The following is a 14637-nucleotide window of genomic DNA, read 5'->3' on the forward strand; positions in this document are numbered from 1 at the left end:
CCGTGACTGACACCGCTCCTGTTCGTCCGCCCAAACCGCTCTACAGCAACATCAGTCCGGCCGTGCCTTCGCCGTGCAGCGGCGTGTGCCGGCTTGATGAACAGAAGGTTTGTCTCGGCTGCTTCCGCCATGTCGAGGACATTCGCGAATGGCGTTCGGCGGACGACGAGCGGCGGCGCGTGATTTGCGCGCAGGCGTCGCAGCGCAAACAGTGCACCGGGGCGTGACTTGTATATTTTTTGAGCTGTGATAGTGTCCGAACACGCCTCAACCCATCGAGGCTTGGTGAAAACCCCGTCTTTTTTGGCGGGGTTTTGCTTTTTTTGTGTGCAGAAGAAAGGAGTCTGCCCGGATCATGACCGCACCTTCCATCACCCTTACCCGTCTGGACGTGCAACGTCTGGAGCGCCTGATCGACAGCCTGGATGACACGCTGCCGGGCGTGATTGCGCTGCAAACCGAGCTGGATCGCGCCGACACCGTGGTTGGCCACGATGAAGTGCCCGCCGATGTCGTGACGATGAATTCCCGTGTGCATTGCCGCGAAGAAGGCAGTGGCAAGGACTATCACCTGACGCTGGTCTATCCCAAGGATGCCAATGCCGACGAAGGCAAGATTTCCATTCTGGCGCCAGTCGGCAGTGCGTTGCTGGGCCTGAAAGTCGGTCAGCATATCGACTGGCCGGCCCCGGGTGGCAAGACCCTGAAACTGACTTTGCTGGAAGTTGAATCGCAGCCGGCCAACGGCGGTGATTTCCGCGAGTAAACCCGTCTCAGACCTGTTCGAGCGCCTCGTTCAGGGCGCGCTCCAGGTCAGCCTTGTAGCGCAGATACAGATTGCTTGAACTCTGCCCGTCACCGAGCAGGCCCGAGAGGTCGAGGTCGGTGATGTAGCAGCGATAGCGTTCGCTCTCGCGGCGTTGCTCAACGATCTCCCGGGCGACCACGCTGAACAGCTGGTCGCCATGTTCCAGCTCGCTGAATTCCCGTTGATTGCAATACAGGGTGACCTGCACTTCGCCTGGTGCGGCTTTGCCGACGATCGCCTGCACGTCGTAGAACGGCTTGTTCACTGGCGTCTGCGGTGCCGGCCGCGCTTCGACCCGTCGTGCGCGCCCCGGGCCCGACGGCAATAACTGGTAATACAAAGTTTCGAGGCGGGCATCCGGGCCGGCGTCCATCGGCAGCACGGCTTCGCGGCGGAACAGTATCGATTGCAGGAAACGCTGCAATGGCACCAACAGACTTTGCTCATCGTGATAGGGCAAATGTTGCTGCCACAGCGCGTTGAACTCATCCAGCACGTACAGCTCTGCCTGCTGCTCGGTGATCCGGTAGAAGACCTGAATGCACTCCGGCTGGCCCATCGGCAGGATCAGCGCGAGGTCGTGATCTTCCAACGCCATCGGGTCCAGGTGCAGCGGGCTGTAGCGCGGCTGTTCCTCACCGAGATAATCGAGCAGGGCCGGAAGGGTGGCGAGGGCGACGTGGTTGACTTGGCCCGGCACCAATTCCAGCACGTGATAGTGCTGCTGCACCTGAATCAGGTAGCGATGGTTCAGTTCGCTGAGCAACAGATTCTGCGCGGTGTCGACGATTTCCTCGACGCGGCGGGCAATGAACTGCGCGCGGTTGTGGCAGAAGCAACGCACCTTCAGCGACGGCTGCAATGGCCCGCGCGGCAGGTTGTTGAGGTAATCGCGCAGGCAATCGAGCAGGGCATGCGGGCCGTCGAAGCGGTTGACCAGCACTTCGTTCCAGCTATTGAGCGTGACCTGATCCAGGGTCAGCACGAGGTTTTCACGCACCCCGGCGTAACTCAGCGAGTCGGTGCGCTCGGTGGTCATCAGGATGTTCAGGTCGCGGTGATGCTTGAGTGGATCAATGCCGACGTTGACCAGCATCAGCACTTCGCTCGGCACGGCGGCGCGCAGCAGCGGCTCTTCGGCCACCGTAGGCAAGGGCAGGGCGATGCACTGTTGCAGGCTGCCAAGCAGGTTGAACAGCTCGAACTCGCTCAAGTCGCTGGTGCCGGGATGCAGGGCGAGACGAGTACTGCTGTCGATCACGCCGTTGCGGTGGCACCAGGTCAGCAATTCAAGCAATTCGCGGCTGCGCTTGATCGGCGCGAAGTGCTCCCATTCCAGTGCTGTGAGGCTGCCGTTATACAGGCCCCACTGGGTTTGGCCCGGTTCCTTTTTGTTGCGCGACTGCACCAGTGTCAGGGTGTCCTCGGCCAGATCCGGGGCGATGCCGGGGTTGATGAACTCGACCTTGTCGGCCTTGCGTTCGAAGGCGGCATAGAGCCGGCGCCCCAGCACATTGAGGTCGCGCTTGTTGATCAGGCTGACGGTCTGCTCGGTGCGGGCGAACTGGGTCAGGAAGCGATAGCTGTAGTTCAGCTCATTGACCAGCGCGCGGCGTTCGGCGCTGACCTGGCGGACTTTCCACTGGCTGCGGCTGTCGAGCAGCGTCAGTTGCCGCTGATCCCAATGCCATTCACTGGCCAGCCGTTCCAGCAACGAGCGTTGCCAGCTCTGGGTGCGGCTGTTGCCGGTGAGCTTGCGGTTGACCTTCAGGTACAGCGCACGACGCACCAGCTCCAGCCGTTCCGGCTCGTTGCGCGCGGTGAGGTATTCCTCGATGCGCCGGTACACGACCATGTACGGATCCAGTTCATCCAGATCCAGCTGGTTGGCGAACACGGCTTTTTTGAAGCGCAGGCTCAGACACTGCACTTGCGGGTGTTCGCTGGCGTAGACCTCGGTCAGCAGCAGTTTGAGCACCGATTTGTAGGGTGACTCGATGCCCTTGAACAACTGCCACAATCCGGCGCCGATGAACTCGCCCGGCGGAATCCGCGCCAGATGACCAAGGTCGAGGGTTTCGTCGGCGCGGATGAAGCGCTTGGACAGCAGGGTATGGGTGTAAAGGTCGTAGGCGGTTTCTTCGTAAACCGGCACCAGCCACCAGATCGGCGTGCGGCCGGCCAGCCAGATTGCGGTGCGATAAAACTCGTCGAGCAGCAGATAGTGCTGGGTGGTGCCGCAGTTTTCCGAACTGAGCTGGGAGTCGCGTTCGCCTTTGACGAAGCGCTCCGGGTCGATCAGGAAGAAGTGCGCTTCAGCGCCCTGGCTCGCCGCCCAGGCTTCCAGTAACTGGCACTTTTTGCTCAGCTCGGCGAGTTCGCTTTCGCTCAGATCCGGCGCGTGGCAGACCCACACGTCCATGTCGCTCTGGTCGGCCTGCGCCAGGGTGCCGAGGCTGCCCATCAGGAACAGGCCGTGAATCGGTCGTGGCGGATTGCTGCCGTGGCGCGGCTTGTACGAGAACGAACGCGTCAGGCGTTGCGCCTCGGCGAGGGTGTTGGCGTCTGGCTCGTAATTCGACAGGCCGGCCGGCGTACTGCCCGAGACATAGCCCGGCAGCAGTGGATGATTGACGTGGAAGAACAGTGGCAACAGCGTCAACACGCTCTGCTGGCGGGTCGACAGGCCTTCGAGGGCGCGGCCGAGGCGGCCTTCATTGAGTTTGAGAAAACGCGCGCGCAGCTGGCTGAGTACCTTGCGGTCGATGCCTTCGTCCAGGTCGGGGCGGATTTCGTGGGTGCGCGTCATGTCAGCTCAAACCGGCTCGCAGGCTCGGACGTAGAGGGTCTCGGAATGGGAGGCAGTTTAGCCTTAGCGCAGCGGGACTTTTAGCTGAATTTGTTTTTTGACGTCAGATTTATATCGCGGGCGACCAGGCAGGCCCGCGGAAATCCCGTGGCAGGAGTTCCCGTGGGCAAAGTCAGGGGGGATCAGGCGGTTTCTTGCTCTCTCAGAATCGTCAGCACGGTTTGCACATTTTGTGCAGCGTCGCGACCGAGGCTGGTCAGATACCCGCCATCGGGCTGGTCGGTCAGCTCTTTTTCAAAGAGGCGTTGGGCAGCGGCAATGTGTTTCGGGGCAGCGGTCTGATGAATTTTCAGACCTTCCTGGGAACTGTCCAGGTTGAAGAGTGCGAGGACTTCCAGTTCGGCAACCAACTCAGGGGTAAGCGACATAAGGACTCCAGACTTTCTAGGAATTGGACGACAGCGTCCCTAAGGTGAACCCGCTTTTGCGGCATGTCCAGTGCTCAGATCAGGGATTTTGTCTTGAGGCGGATTCCAGTGTAGTCGGGGCCCGGGAGTTGGCTGGATGGATGGGTGACAAATTGTGTGGGAGCGAGCCTGCTCGCGAAAGCGGTGTGTCATTTAGCGTTGTTTTTGCTGATACACGGCATTCGCGAACAGGCTCGCTCCCACAGGGGATTGTGTTTGGCCTACTGCTTTTCTGGCGGTAATTCCGGCAGTGCGCGCAGCGCCGCTTCGTACCATTCGGTATTGAACGCGCGGTCTTCATCAAGCATCGCGTCAATCTCGTAGGCCAGCACGTGCGCCATCAGATTGAGGATCTCTTCGCGCTCAACGCCCACCAAGGTCAGCTTGTTGAAGGTCGCTTTGGCCGCTGGCGGGTTGTCGCTTTCGATCTGGTTCTCGATGGCTTCGATCAACGTAGCCTCGGTGAACTCTTCTTCGTCGTTGTCGATGTCTGTCGGCTCGCTCATGGCAGGCTCCTCAAGGAAAGGCGCCAGTTTACCCGCATTCAGCGGGGTGATGCTGCTGGCGTGATTCGCCTTGGCGATCTATAAACAGGCACTGCCCACCCCGCACGGCCTGGAGGCTATGTGATGCTCAAGCTCTACGGATTCTCAGTCAGCAACTACTACAACATGGTCAAACTGGCGCTGCTGGAAAAAGGCCTGCCGTTCGAAGAGGTCACGTTCTATCCGGCGCAAACCGCGGAATCGCTGGCCATCAGCCCGCGCGGCAAAGTGCCGGTGCTCGGTGTTGACGCCGGTTTTATCAACGAAACCGCGATCATTCTCGAATACCTGGAACAGATCCAGAAGGGCACGCCACTGCTGCCGAGCGATCCGTTCGAGCGCGCGCAGGTGCTGGCGATTGCCAAGGAAATCGAGCTGTACATCGAACTGCCGGGGCGTGCCTGTTACGGTGAAGCGTTTTTCGGCATGACCCTGCCGGAGGCGATCAAGGAAAAAACCAGGACTGAGTTGCTGCTGGGTTTTGCGGCGCTGGGTCGGCACGGCAAATTTGCCCCGTATGTGGCGGGCGACCGTCTGAGCATTGCCGATTTGTATTTCCTCTACAGCGTGCCGCTGGCCTGTGCGGTCGGGCAGAAACTGTTCGGGATCGATTTGCTGGCTGAGATGTCGCAGGCCAAGGCGCTGCTGGAGCGATTTGAGCAGAATCCGCATGTGCAGAAGATTGCGGCGGACAAGGAGGCGGCGATGCCGGCGTTTTTGGCGATGATCGCTGCCAAGAAATAGGGTTTTGCAGCGTTTTGAAGTCAGTCATCGCTGGCAAGCCAGCTCCCACAAGGTTTTGTTGTGACACAAACATGTGTGTTCGACGCAGAACCTGTGGGAGCTGGCTTGCCAGCGATGCTTTTAGCGGTTGGCGATCAGGGCCTGACCGCGAACGACGGCAGCCTTGACCTGCGCCGGCGCAGTGCCGCCGATATGGTCACGGGCGTTCACCGAGCCTTCCAGGGTCAGCACGGCAAACACGTCCTGCTCGATCTGATCGCTGAACTGACGCAGTTCTTCCAGGCTCATCTCGGCAAGATCCTTGCCGGTGTCGACGCCGTACTTCACGGCGTGGCCAACGATTTCGTGGCAGTCACGGAACGGCAGGCCACGGCGTACCAGGTAGTCGGCCAGGTCGGTCGCGGTGGAGAAACCGCGCAGCGCCGCTTCACGCATGATCGCGTGCTTGGGCTTGATCGCCGGGATCATGTCGGCAAACGCACGCAGCGAATCGCGCAGGGTGTCGGCGGCGTCGAACAGCGGCTCTTTGTCTTCCTGGTTGTCCTTGTTGTAGGCCAGCGGCTGGCCCTTCATCAGGGTCAGCAGGCCCATCAGCGCACCGAACACACGGCCGGTCTTGCCGCGTACCAGCTCCGGCACGTCGGGGTTTTTCTTTTGCGGCATGATCGAACTGCCGGTGCAGAAGCGGTCTGGCAGATCGATGAACTGGAACTGTGCGCTGGTCCACAGCACCAGTTCTTCGGAGAAGCGCGACAGGTGCATCATCGCGATGCTCGCGGCCGAGCAGAATTCGATGGCGAAGTCGCGATCGGACACGTTGTCCAGCGAGTTGCCGCCCACGGCGTCGAAGCCCAGCAGTTGCGCGGTGTATTCGCGGTCGATCGGGTAGGTGGTGCCGGCCAGCGCGGCGCTGCCCAGCGGCATGCGGTTGGTGCGCTTGCGGCAGTCGACCAGACGCTCGTAGTCGCGGCTGAGCATTTCGAACCAGGCCAGCATGTGGTGCCCGAAGGTCACTGGCTGCGCGGTCTGCAGGTGGGTGAAGCCCGGCATGATGCTCCCGGCTTCGCGCTCGGCTTGCTCCAGCAAACCTTTTTGCAGGCGGGTGATCTCGGCGAGGATCAGGTCGATTTCGTCACGCAGCCACAGGCGGATGTCGGTCGCGACCTGGTCGTTACGGCTACGGCCGGTGTGCAGCTTTTTACCGGTGACGCCGATGCGGTCGGTCAGGCGTGCTTCGATGTTCATGTGCACGTCTTCGAGGTCAACGCGCCAGTCGAACTGGCCGGCCTCGATTTCGCCCTGAATGGTCTTCAGGCCGTCGATGATGCTGTCGCGCTCGGCATCGGTCAGCACGCCGACCTTGGCCAGCATGGTGGCGTGGGCGATCGAGCCCATGATGTCGTGGCGATACAGGCGCTGGTCGAAAGTGACGGAGGCGGTGAAGCGGGCGACGAAGGCGTCGACGGGTTCACTGAAGCGGCCGCCCCAGGACTGATTGGTCTTGTCAGTGCTCATGAATTCGCTCGTATCGGCTTGAAGAAAGAAGGCGTGAAACGCTGGCGCGGATAATAACAGGGTTGCCAATCCTGTCGCTGACACTGGTCGATACGTTTTTTTCTCATTGTGTACGCCATAGTCAGCATTGGCCCCGGGCGTTTTACGCAAGGATATTTTTCGATTGAGCAATATCGGCCCGACGAGCGTCTACAGTTGGACATAAGGGCCGGCACAAGTCAGATCGCACAAAGGTCTGGCCGCCGACTATAAGAAGAGGGGGTGGGTGTTTTGTCCTTCGGCAAACCCCGTGAGAAACGCAGGAAACAGCGGGCTTCGAGCAGTACGACCCGGACACTGGCAAATATTGCTGGCCGACGTACGGCACTTTTTGGCGCTCGGGCTAGTCTTAGCGTGGATCGCGGTGACGGACGTCACTTCACCTGTCTACGCTATCCTTGTGCGAGACTCACGCAGGAATCCAGCGCAATATGAATGTCCTGATCGTTGATGACGAACCACTGGCTCGCGAGCGCCTCAGCCGAATGGTGAGCGAGCTCGAGGGTTATACAGTTCTGGAGCCCGGCGCCACGAATGGCGAAGAGGCGTTGGCACTGATCGACAGCCACAAGCCGGATATCGTGCTGCTCGATATCCGCATGCCGGGCCTCGATGGCCTGCAGGTTGCTGCCCGTCTGTGCGAACGCGAAACGCCGCCGGCCGTGGTGTTTTGCACCAGCCCCGATGAATTTGCCGTGGAAGCCCTTCAGGCCAGCGCCGTGGGCTATGTGGTGAAACCCGTGCGAACCGAACATCTGCATGACGCCCTGAAACGGGCTGAACGTCCCAATCGGGCGCAACTCTCGGCCCTGACCCGTCCTGCTGCTGAAAGCGGCAGCGGACCACGCAGCCATATCAGCGCCCGCACCCGCAAAGGCATTGAACTGATCCCGCTGGATCAGGTGGTCTACTTTATCGCCGATCACAAATACGTGACCCTGCGCCACGAGGCCGGTGAAGTGTTGCTGGACGAGCCGCTCAAGGCCCTCGAAGACGAATTCGGCGAGCGCTTCGTGCGTATCCACCGCAATGCGCTGGTCGCCCGTGATCGCATCGAACGTCTGCAACGTACGCCGCTGGGGCATTTTCAGCTGTTTCTCAAAGGTCTCAATGGTGATGCGTTGATCGTCAGCCGCCGGCATGTGGCCGGTGTACGCAAGATGATGCAGGGCCTGTAATCCGGTCACTCCGGACGGCTCCAGTTTCCTGTTTACCGGGCATTGCGGGCCAGGGAGGCCGCGCCGACTCTGATTCAAGTCAAAGTGGATTTGGCTGAGCTGTTATTATCCGCCGTATCTATTCAGTACGGATTGATCCATGTCCTCTCGCGAAATCCGCATCGCCACCCGTAAAAGTGCGCTGGCCCTCTGGCAGGCCGAATACGTCAAAGCCCGTCTGGAAGCGGCCCATCCGGGGCTGCTGGTGACGCTGGTGCCCATGGTCAGTCGCGGCGACAAGCTGCTCGATTCGCCACTGTCGAAGATCGGCGGCAAGGGTCTGTTCGTCAAAGAGCTGGAAACTGCGCTGCTGGAAAACGAAGCCGACATCGCCGTCCACTCGATGAAAGACGTGCCGATGGACTTCCCGGAAGGCCTTGGTCTGTTCTGCATCTGCGAGCGTGAAGACCCGCGCGACGCCTTCGTTTCCAATACCTATGCAAGTCTGGAGGCATTGCCTGCGGGCAGCATTGTCGGCACGTCGAGTCTGCGTCGTCAGGCACAGTTGCTGACCCGTCGTCCGGACCTGCAGATCCGTTTTCTGCGTGGCAACGTCAACACTCGTCTGGCCAAGCTCGATGCCGGTGAGTATGACGCGATCATCCTTGCCGCGGCCGGTCTGATCCGTCTCGGTTTTGAAGAGCGCATCACCTCGGCGATCAGCGTTGATGACAGCCTGCCGGCCGGTGGCCAGGGCGCGGTGGGAATCGAATGCCGTAGCGCTGACACCGAAATCCACGCCTTGCTCGCACCGCTGCATCACGCCGACACCTCGTCGCGCGTCACCGCCGAACGTGCCCTCAACAAACATTTGAATGGCGGCTGCCAAGTGCCGATCGCCTGTTACGCCGTGCTCGAAGGCGAGCAGTTGTGGCTGCGGGGTCTGGTTGGGGAGCCGAGCGGTGGCAAGCTGCTCAGCGCCGAGGCACGTGCGCCACGCGCGGACGCCGAAGCACTGGGCGTGAAGGTTGCCGAAGACCTGCTCAGCCAGGGCGCCGACGACATTCTCAAAGCGGTTTACGGCGAGGCAGGTCACGAGTGACGGACTGGCGCCTGCTGCTGACGCGTCCTGCGGATGACTGTGCGGCGCTGGCCGAAACGTTGGCCGCGCAGGGGATTTTCAGCAGTTGCCTGCCGCTTTTGGAAATTGCCCCGCTGCCGGTCTCTGCCAAAATACGTCGAGCTATTGCGCAGTTGCCAAGTTGCAGCGCGGTGATTGTCGTCAGTAAGCCGGCGGCGCGTATTGCGCTGGATCTGCTCGACGGCACGTCATCGCTGACGATGCCGTGGTTCAGTGTCGGTGCGGCGACTGCGCAGATTTTGCTGGATGGCGGTCTGGATGCGAGCTTCCCGGCCGTCGGCGATGACAGCGAAGCGTTGCTGCAATTGCCGCGCCTGCGTACGGCGGTCAGCCAGCCCGGTGCGCAGGTGTTGATCCTGCGCGGGGAGGGTGGGCGTGAACTGCTCGCCGAGCGTCTGCGCGAGCTAGGTGCTAGTGTCGAGTATCTGGAATTGTATCGACGCGACCTGCCGGCCTATGCCCCGGATGAACTGCTACGGCGGATCAAAGCGGAACGCTTGAACGGGCTGGTGGTCAGCAGTGGACAGGGTTTCGAGCACCTGCGCCAAATGGCCGGCGATGCCTGGCCGACCATTGCGCCGATGCCGTTGTTTGTACCAAGCCCGAGGGTCGCCGAGCTGGCACGTGCCGCCGGGGCTCAAACAGTTGTGGATTGCCGTGGCGCGAGTGCCGCGGCTTTGCTGACGGCGTTGCGGGAGCATCCCGAACCCGTTTCCTAATGCAAAGGATGGATACGTGAGCGAAACAGCCTTGCCAAAAGATGACGTCCAGCCTGTGATTGAACCTCAGGTTGAAACTCCACCGCCGGCCACAGAGCCGCGCCGAGGCAATGGACTGGCCATCGTCGCCCTGTTGCTCGGTGCCGCCGGTGTCGCGGTCGGCGGCTGGGGTGTCTGGCAGGTTCGTCACCTGCAGACCAATACGCAACAACAGTCGGGTCAGGTGCAGGCATTGAACGATCAGGCGCAGAGCCTGAAGCTCAATGAACAGCGTCTGACCGAGCGCCTCGCGCAGTTGCCGGGTGCCGACGAACTCGCCGAGCGCCAGCGTCTGGTGACGCAGCTTCAGGGCGATCAACAGCGCCTCAACCAACGTCTGGAAACAGTGCTGGGTGCCAGCCGCAAGGACTGGCGTCTGGCCGAGGCCGAGCATCTGCTGCGTCTGGCCAGCCTGCGGCTGTCGGCGTTGCAAGACATCAGCAGCGCTCAGGCGCTGGTGCAGGGTGCCGACGAAATCCTTCGTGAGCAAAACGATCCGGGCTCATTCGCTGCCCGTGAGCAAGTGGCAAAAACCCTCGTCGCGTTGCGCAGTACGGCGCAGCCGGATCGCACCGGTCTGTTCCTGCGTCTCGGCGCACTGCGTGACCAGGTCATCGACCTCACCGAGCTGGCGCCGGAGTACAAGGATCGCGGCGAATCACTGCTGGGCCTGACCGCCGACGGCGACGGCGCCAGTCGTTGGGCACAGTGGTGGGATCAGGTCTCGCGCTATATCCGTATCGACTTCAATGCCGACAAGAACGTGCGGCCGCTGCTGGCCGGGCAGAGCCTGAGTCAAGTGCGTCTGGCCCTGAGCCTTGCCCTGGAGCAGGCGCAGTGGGCCGCGCTCAACGGTCAGGCGGCGGTCTACACCCAGGCGCTGGCCGAGGCGCGCGATGTGCTCAAGGGCAATTTCAACCCGGACAATCCGCAAAGCAAAGTGATGCTCGAACAGGTCGGTGAGTTGAGCAAGGAACCCGTCACGGTCACCACGCCGGATCTGGCCGGCACGCTGAGTGCGGTGCAAGCCTATCTTGAGCGGCGCAACGTCAATGCCGAAGAGTCGGTGAAACCTTTCGCCAAACCTGCTGCGAACACTGCGCAGGGGGCTACGCCATGAAGCGCCTGTATGTGATCGTGTTTCTGGTGATCGCTGCAACAGCGGCGCTGGGTCTGGCGATTGCCGAGCACTCCGGTTACGTGCTGGTGGCCTACAAAAACTTCCGCTACGAGTCCAGCCTGTGGGCGACGCTGGCGGTCATCGCGGTGTTGTGGCTGCTGATCTGGGGCATCAAGGCGTTGGTTGAACTGGTCATGACCTCGAGTGGCGTGGTCAACCCTTGGTCGCGCCGCAACCGCAGTCGGCGCGTGCAGGTGGCGATCGAACACGGTCAACTGGATCTGGCCGAAGGTCGCTGGGCCAGCGCTCAGCGTCACCTGTCGCGAGCGGCTGAAGCCGAGCGCCAGCCTTTGCTGTACTACCTCGGCGCTGCCCGCGCAGCCAATGAGCAAGGTCATTACGAAGAGTGCGATCGTTTGCTGGAGCGCGCGCTTGAGCGTCAGCCCCAGGCGGAGCTGGCGATAGCTTTAAGCCATGCGCAGTTGCAGACTGACCGTGGCGACACCGACGGTGCCTTGGTGACCCTGCAAGCGATGCACGATCGCCACCCACACAATGCGCAGACGTTGCGCCAGTTGCAGCGCTTGTATCAGCAGCGCGGCGAATGGTCGGCGGTGATTCGTTTGCTGCCGGAGTTGCGCAAGGACAAAGTCCTGCCGCGCGCCGAACTGGCGGAACTCGAGCGCCGCGCCTGGGGTGAAAACCTGTCCCTGGCGGCGCAGCGTGAAAAAGATGGCAGCGTTGGTTTGCAGTCGCTCACGCGCGCCTGGGAGCAACTCACCTCGGCGCAACGTCAAGAGCCACCGCTGGTGCTGGCATACGCCGAACAGCTGCGTCAGCTGGGCGCTCAGGTCGAGGCGGAAGAAGTGCTGCGCACTGCCCTCAAACGCAAGTACGACAGCCATCTGGCCCGCCTCTACGGTCTGGTGCGCGGCAGCGATCCGGCCCGCCAGTTGCAAACCGCCGAAGGCTGGCTGAAAGATCATCCAAATGATCCGAGCTTGCTGTTGACCCTCGGCCGACTGTGTCTGCAAACCAGTCTGTGGGGCAAGGCGCGGGATTATCTGGAAAGCAGCCTGCGCGTGCAGCGCAATCCCGAGGCCTGTGCGGAACTCGCGCGTCTGCTCGCCCAGTTGGGCGATACCGAGCGCAGCAATCAGTTGTTCCAGGAAGGCCTGGGACTGCTGGATGAACGCCTGCTGGCCGCGCCGTTGCCGGTGCCGGCTCACGCCTGAAGTGGCGAGGGAGTTCGCTCCCTCGCTTACCTTTTGTGGCTGAAATTTCAACTTCAGTGTGCGTCCGAGGCAAAGTCCTACAGCGGACTACACCAATTCCTCTCGAACCTGTCGGGTTTTCCCTACACCTCTGGTGAACTGTCGGCAGGGCCTCGCCTTGAAAGGCTGACACGCTTTCCTCTACCGTAACCGTCTGTCTCTACTGTTACGGAAAAGCCATGTCGTTGGCCTGCTCACGCTCCTTGTTTTTCATGGCTTTCACTGCGGGGGCCTTTGCTCTGGGAGCTTCCTATTATCTTGAATATGCAGTCGGTCTGACGCCGTGCAGCCTGTGCCTGGTGCAGCGTCTGTTCCTCACGCTGCTGTGCGGGGTCAGTGGTCTTGCGGCGGTGCACGGCCCCAAACGCGTCGGTTTGTGGTTCTACTGGCTGTTGACCCTGGGCGCGAGCCTGGGTGGCACCACGGCGGCCTGGCGGCAGGTATTGATACAGAGCGATCCGATACTGCACCTGCTCAATTGCTCACCGGCTCCCGAAGCCTTGTTCAGTGGTCTGCCATGGATCTGTGCCTTGCAAGCGATGTTTAGCGGCGGTGCCGATTGTGCGGAAATTTCCTGGACGCTGTTCGACCTGAGCATCCCGGAGTGGAGCCTGCTGTTCTTTGTCGCGGTATCGATTCTGGCGGTGTATCAATTGTTGCGGCTGGTTTGGGGGGCTCTGCAACGCCCGCTCAGCGGCGAAGCGTCGCACCCGGTGCCGCTGAGGGATTAAACACTTGTATGAACTTTATCTCCTGCGTACCTTGAAGCCATAGGCGTGCGGGCATAATCTGGCCCGCACGTGTCATTGGATTTATGTTGCTCGATGACGCTCTGCCCGGCCGTCCCCCAAGCCAAAATCAAAAGAGGGGCGCGGGTGTAGAGCAGCATGACCCACAAGGGAAGAGAGATCGCCATGCTCGAAAGTTGTCAGAATGCTCAGGAACGTTGGGGTGGGGTTCATCTGCTGATCGACCGCTGGTTGCAAGAGCGTGAAGAGCTGATCGGCGCCTACGACAAGCTCGGTGCGCAGCCTGAATCGTTGTCCGAGAGCCGTAAGCCTTTGCAGGAATTCTGCGGCGTGCTGGTCGATTACGTTTCGGCCGGGCACTTCGAAATCTACGAACAGCTGACGGGCGAAGCCAAAGCGTTCAACGACAAGCGTGGACTGGAACTCGCCGAGACGATTTATCCGCGCATCGATGTCATCACCGAGAAGCTGCTGGCCTTCAACGACTTGTGCGATGAAGGCAAATGCGTTGCAGAGAAGTTCAAAGAGCTAGGTGGCCTGCTCCACGAGCGCTTCGAACTTGAAGACTGCCTGATTGAAGTGCTGCACACAGCACACAAGAAAGAAGATCCGGTCCAGGCCTGATCCCTAACCCTGATCAAAAAAAACGGTGCGCCCGAAAGCGCACCGTTTTTTATTGCCCGATCAACTCGTCGCACCACGCAATTCCACTTCAAACACCAGCGGTGTGAACGGGGCGATCAGGTCGCCGGCACCGTCGGCGCCATAGGCCTGATCCGATGGAATCACCAGTCGCCATTTTGCGCCCACCGGCATGTTCTGCAACGCGGTGCGCCAACCGGCAATCACGCTGTCGAGATTGAACCATTGCGGCACCGTGTTCTGATCGAACACGGTGCCGTCCGGCAACCGTCCGACATACAGCACCTGCACTTTTCCATCGGGGCCGGCCTTGGCGCCAGTGCCCGGTGTCAGCTCGGTGAGCAGGATGCCGTCAGCCAGTTCCTTTACACCCGGCCTGGCTTTTTCTGTGGTGAGAAAACGTTGCTCGCTTTCCATTGCCGCGTCGCTCGAAGGCAGCGCGGAGTGTTCTGCATTTTGCGCTTCATGATCGGCCAGAATCTGCTCGATACGGGCCTCGCTCAGCGCCAGTGGCTTGCCTTGATAGGCTTGCTGCAGGCCATCGACCAGCGCCTGAATCTGCAGTTGCGGAACCTCTTGGCGCAGCCGTTCACCGAGGCTGGCGCCGAGGCTGTAGGCCAGATCGTGAGCATCGTTCGCGGTGGATTTTCCGTCAGCGTGAGCGGCAGAGAAAACCATGCAGAGGAATAAAAAAAAGTAGCGCGACATGAGCACTCTCCGTCCTGAGATGCGGTGGATTATGCCAGCGCGCACGACTGTTACGGTGAACTGCTTTTGACTTCGCGCAGAACATTTTCGATTCGGTGCAACGCAACGCAATCGATACTGTCAAGATGCCCTAGCGGCGGTAACTGCAGAGGTCTAGTATG

The 14637-nt window shown here is 60.9% G+C and carries 15 protein-coding genes; 10 read left to right on the forward strand and 5 right to left on the reverse strand.

What is annotated here, in order from left to right; translation table 11 throughout:
* The first annotated feature begins 2 nt into the window (after nt 1-2).
* Nucleotides 3-227 carry a DUF1289 domain-containing protein gene (locus QZR14_RS03720; RefSeq protein ID WP_250605701.1) on the forward strand — a complete coding sequence of 75 codons (225 nt, stop codon included), beginning with the start codon at nt 3-5 and terminating at the stop codon, nt 225-227.
* 128 nt (nt 228-355) lie between these two features.
* Entirely contained in the window at nt 356-766 is a 411-nt protein-coding gene (rnk, locus tag QZR14_RS03725; RefSeq protein ID WP_034152030.1) for a nucleoside diphosphate kinase regulator, read from the forward strand.
* A 7-nt stretch (nt 767-773) separates the two neighbouring features.
* Here rnk and QZR14_RS03730 read toward each other — a convergent pair whose 3' ends face one another.
* From QZR14_RS03730 to QZR14_RS03740, 3 genes are all read right to left on the reverse strand, one after another.
* Entirely contained in the window at nt 774-3617 is a 2844-nt protein-coding gene (locus tag QZR14_RS03730) for a class I adenylate cyclase (protein ID WP_311995914.1), read from the reverse strand.
* Nucleotides 3618-3799: 182 nt separating this feature from the next.
* Nucleotides 3800-4045, reverse strand: coding sequence for a TIGR02647 family protein (locus tag QZR14_RS03735; protein ID WP_039757399.1), 246 nt, complete (start codon nt 4043-4045; stop codon nt 3800-3802).
* A 260-nt stretch (nt 4046-4305) separates the two neighbouring features.
* The gene (locus tag QZR14_RS03740; RefSeq protein ID WP_007911108.1) at nt 4306-4590 is read right to left on the reverse strand and encodes a hypothetical protein; all 285 of its coding nucleotides are present in this window, start codon (nt 4588-4590) and stop codon (nt 4306-4308) included.
* A gap of 123 nt (nt 4591-4713) precedes the next feature.
* Here QZR14_RS03740 and QZR14_RS03745 point away from each other — a divergent pair, with 123 nt between their 5' ends.
* Entirely contained in the window at nt 4714-5373 is a 660-nt protein-coding gene (locus tag QZR14_RS03745) for a glutathione S-transferase family protein (RefSeq protein WP_311995915.1), read from the forward strand.
* Nucleotides 5374-5493: 120 nt separating this feature from the next.
* On the opposite strand, the gene argH is transcribed toward QZR14_RS03745, so the two are convergent.
* The gene (gene argH, locus QZR14_RS03750; protein ID WP_311995916.1) at nt 5494-6888 is read right to left on the reverse strand and encodes an argininosuccinate lyase; all 1395 of its coding nucleotides are present in this window, start codon (nt 6886-6888) and stop codon (nt 5494-5496) included.
* A 470-nt stretch (nt 6889-7358) separates the two neighbouring features.
* Here argH and QZR14_RS03755 point away from each other — a divergent pair, with 470 nt between their 5' ends.
* From QZR14_RS03755 to rsd, 7 genes are all read left to right on the forward strand, one after another.
* Nucleotides 7359-8105 (forward strand): LytR/AlgR family response regulator transcription factor, encoded by a 747-nt coding sequence (locus QZR14_RS03755; protein WP_194936451.1) that lies wholly within the window; start codon nt 7359-7361, stop codon nt 8103-8105.
* A 139-nt stretch (nt 8106-8244) separates the two neighbouring features.
* Nucleotides 8245-9186, forward strand: coding sequence for a hydroxymethylbilane synthase (hemC, locus tag QZR14_RS03760; RefSeq protein WP_250605706.1), 942 nt, complete (start codon nt 8245-8247; stop codon nt 9184-9186).
* Nucleotides 9183-9944, forward strand: coding sequence for a uroporphyrinogen-III synthase (locus tag QZR14_RS03765; protein ID WP_311995917.1), 762 nt, complete (start codon nt 9183-9185; stop codon nt 9942-9944). Before hemC ends, QZR14_RS03765 begins: the two co-directional genes overlap by 4 nt.
* A 16-nt stretch (nt 9945-9960) precedes the next feature.
* Nucleotides 9961-11103, forward strand: coding sequence for a uroporphyrinogen-III C-methyltransferase (locus QZR14_RS03770; RefSeq protein WP_250605708.1), 1143 nt, complete (start codon nt 9961-9963; stop codon nt 11101-11103).
* Nucleotides 11100-12338, forward strand: a complete 1239-nt coding sequence (locus QZR14_RS03775; RefSeq protein WP_311995918.1) for a heme biosynthesis protein HemY — start codon at nt 11100-11102, stop codon at nt 12336-12338. Before QZR14_RS03770 ends, QZR14_RS03775 begins: the two co-directional genes overlap by 4 nt.
* A 218-nt stretch (nt 12339-12556) precedes the next feature.
* The gene (locus tag QZR14_RS03780; protein ID WP_311995919.1) at nt 12557-13108 is read left to right on the forward strand and encodes a disulfide bond formation protein B; all 552 of its coding nucleotides are present in this window, start codon (nt 12557-12559) and stop codon (nt 13106-13108) included.
* A gap of 183 nt (nt 13109-13291) precedes the next feature.
* Nucleotides 13292-13750, forward strand: coding sequence for a sigma D regulator (gene rsd / locus QZR14_RS03785; RefSeq protein ID WP_311995920.1), 459 nt, complete (start codon nt 13292-13294; stop codon nt 13748-13750).
* 60 nt (nt 13751-13810) lie between these two features.
* On the opposite strand, the gene QZR14_RS03790 is transcribed toward rsd, so the two are convergent.
* Nucleotides 13811-14476 carry an FKBP-type peptidyl-prolyl cis-trans isomerase gene (locus tag QZR14_RS03790; RefSeq protein WP_311995921.1) on the reverse strand — a complete coding sequence of 222 codons (666 nt, stop codon included), beginning with the start codon at nt 14474-14476 and terminating at the stop codon, nt 13811-13813.
* Between the last annotated feature and the right edge of the window lie 161 nt (nt 14477-14637).

The sequence above is a fragment of the Pseudomonas sp. rhizo66 genome, from assembly GCF_031931925.1.
Taxonomy (GTDB): domain Bacteria; phylum Pseudomonadota; class Gammaproteobacteria; order Pseudomonadales; family Pseudomonadaceae; genus Aquipseudomonas.